Genomic DNA, 2933 nt, shown 5'->3' on the forward strand with positions numbered 1-2933 from the left:
CGGTTGCTGGTGTGTGTCTGGGTCGCCCCGCGCGGTCTGCGGGGCGCCATTGGGTTCCACCCACGCCCGGCCCTGTTGGTTGTCGGCGCGGGTGCCGTTGGCGGGGGCCCGCGCGATCGCCGGCTCGGCGGCCTGGGTCCGCCAGGCGATCCCGGCCGCGCTCACCGCGGAAAGGAGGTCCATCGTTTCCGCGTCGTCCGCCATCAACCGGGCGATGCTGTCCTCCGCCGCGGTGACCGCCGCGCTCCCCGTTTCGTAGGGCTGCAGGAATTGCGGATCACGGGTCAGCAGAAAACCGAGTTCGCCCGTTTCCATGTCCACGTAACCCCGGCCGAGCGCGGCGACCGCGGCCTGCGCCGGGCGCAGCGTGTCCCGCACCCGCGAACCGACGTCGGTCACGTGGACGCGGGCCGCGGTGGTGACGATCGCGGTGGTGGTGAGCAGCAGGAGCAACCCGCTGACGAGCAGGATCACCTGCCACCGCAAAGTCCGCGGCCAGAATCGCGGAATGGTCACGAAACACGATAACCCGCTTCACCGGAAAACCGAGAGCGTCGTTTTCCCGCCATCACCGCGGCGCCGGCCGCGGCGCCGATCGCCAATGCGATCCCGATCCGGTACGCCGCAGGCGCTCCGCTGCCGAAGAACACACCGCCGAGCAGCGCGACACCGAGCGTCGCACCGAGTTGCTGCGCCGCGTTGAGCAATCCCGCGGCGGAGCCGATTTCCACTGGGCGCACCGCGCGCAACGCCGCGGTGAAGAACGCCGGGCTGAACAACCCCGCGCCGATTCCGATCACCCCCAGTGCGCCGAGGAACGCGGCGTGATCGGCCACCAGGCACGCGGTGACCAGGCCGGTGACGAAGACGGCGAGCCCGGCGGGCATCACGCGGTCGCCGAAGCGGGGCACCAGGACCGAGCCCGCGACCCAGGACGCCACGCCCAGCCCGGCCGACCACGGCACCAGCGTCAGCCCGGCGGCACGCACACCCGCGCCCGCGTCCAGTTGCTCGTGCAGGACCACGACCAGGGTCAGGCCCGAGGTGGCGGTGAAGAACAGCGCCGAGGTGACCAGCGCGGCCGGGAACCGTCGTCCGGCGAACAGGGACCGTTCGACGAGCGGAGCGCGGCTGCGGCGCTGGTGCAGCACGAAGACGACGAGCACGACGGCGCCGGCGGCGAGGAGCCGGTAGTCCGGAGTGGACGGTTGCGTCAGCGGGTGGACGAGCAGCCCGAGGCCGAGGACCGCGAGCACCGTGCCCGGCAGGTCCAGGCGCGGGCGGCCGGGCGCGCGGTCCTCCGGCAGGCCACGGGCGAGCAGCAGCACGATCACCGACAGCGGCACGTTCACCAGGAACGCCGACCGCCAGGTCCAGGCCTCGGTGAGCACGCCGCCGAGCACCGGCCCGCACACCGCCGCGAGCCCCATGACCGGGCCGATCGCGCCCAGCGCGCGGGACAGCGCGGGGCCGGTGAACATCGCGCGGATCAGCCCGATCGTCTGCGGGATGATCACCGCCGCGGACGCGCCCTGCGCGGCGCGGAACACGATCAACGCGTTCACGGCCGGCGCGAGCGCGCACGCCAGCGAGGTGAGCAGGAACGCCGTCACGCCGAGCCGGAACACCCGCCGGCGCCCGGCGAGGTCGCCGAGCCGCCCACCGGTGATCAGCAGCGCGGCGAACGGCAGGGTGTAGGCGGCGCTGAACCACTGGATCTCCGCCACCGGCCCGGGCAGGCTCGCGTGCACGGCGGGCGCGGCGACCTGGACGATCGTCGAGTCCAGCAGGTTCATCGCTTCGGCGGTCAGCAGTGCGGTCAGCGCCGCTCGGTGGTTCATCCGGCTTCCCTTCTACGCGGTCGGCGACAGCGTGCGGGGAGGGTCAGACTGGTTCCACTCCTGAGCCGAAAGCTGGCGGATTCCTCCATCAGAAGCGCTAGAGTGCGGGAAATGACCGTGTTGGACGAGCTCGACCGCGGGCTGCTCCACGCCCTTCACCTGGACGCGCGGGCGCCGTTCACGAAGATCGCCGCCGTGCTGGGCACGTCGACTCAGACCGTGACGCGGCGCTACCAGCGGCTCACCCGCGAGGCCGGGCTGCGGGTGACCGGGCTCCCGGACCCGGCCGGCACGCGTGGGCAGCAGTGGATCGTCCGGCTCACCGCGGCGCCGAGCACCGCGCACGACATCGCGCACGCGCTCGCCCGGCGCGACGACACGGCCTGGGTCCGGCTGACGTCAGGCGGCACGGAGATCGTCGCGATCGTCCGCGCCGAGCCGGGCGCGGGGAACTCGCTGCTGCTGCGGGACGTCCCCCGCACCGCGAGCGTCACGTTCGTCTCGGCGCACTACCTGCTGCACACCTACCTCGGCGGGCCGACGGCGTGGCGCGGTCACCTCGACGCGCTTTCGCCCGCGCAGCAACGGGAACTGAGCCGCCCGGCGCCGACGGGCGAACCGGTCGAGCTCGGCGAGACTGACCGTGTGCTGCTGGCCGCGCTCGCGCAGGACGGCCGCGCCGGCTACACGGCTCTGGCCGCGGCGACCGGGTGGTCGGCATCGACGGTCGCCCGGCGGGTCGACGAACTCCGCGGGCGCGGCGCGTTGTTCTTCGACGTCGAGATCGACGACGCGCTGCTCGGCATCACGGCTTCGGCGCTGCTGTGGATGTCCGTGCCCCCGGTGCACCTGGACGCGGTCGCGACGGAACTGGCGAGCCACGCGGAACTCGCCGTCGTCGCCGCCACCACCGGGCGCACCAACCTGTTGTCGATCGCGTTGTGCGCGGACACCGGCGCACTGCACCGGTACCTGACGACCCGGCTCGCGCTGCCCGCCATCACGCACCTGGAGACCGCGCCCATCCTGCGGACGCTGAAGGCGGTGGCGCCGTTGGTCACCCCGGCCGGCGCGGCTTCGGTCCGCGCCGGC

General features: G+C 73.3%; 3 protein-coding genes. 1 reads left to right on the forward strand and 2 read right to left on the reverse strand.

The genetic code is table 11. The features are described 5' to 3' along the window. Together ABZ193_RS43480 and ABZ193_RS43485 are read right to left on the reverse strand one after the other, a co-directional pair. A partial coding sequence (locus tag ABZ193_RS43480; RefSeq protein ID WP_354714675.1) for a CHASE3 domain-containing protein occupies positions 1–516 on the reverse strand: 516 nt, incomplete at its 3' end. Next, positions 513–1841 (reverse strand): MFS transporter, encoded by a 1329-nt coding sequence (locus ABZ193_RS43485; RefSeq protein ID WP_354714677.1) that lies wholly within the window; start codon positions 1839–1841, stop codon positions 513–515. The genes ABZ193_RS43480 and ABZ193_RS43485, both read right to left, overlap by 4 nt. Positions 1842–1952: 111 nt before the next feature. On the opposite strand from ABZ193_RS43485, the gene ABZ193_RS43490 reads away from it, so the two are divergent. Then, on the forward strand, positions 1953–2933 hold a 981-nt coding region (locus ABZ193_RS43490; protein WP_354714678.1), incomplete at its 3' end, for an Lrp/AsnC family transcriptional regulator.

Source organism: Amycolatopsis sp. NPDC006125 (genome assembly GCF_040614195.1).
GTDB lineage: Bacteria > Actinomycetota > Actinomycetes > Mycobacteriales > Pseudonocardiaceae > Amycolatopsis_E > Amycolatopsis_E tucumanensis.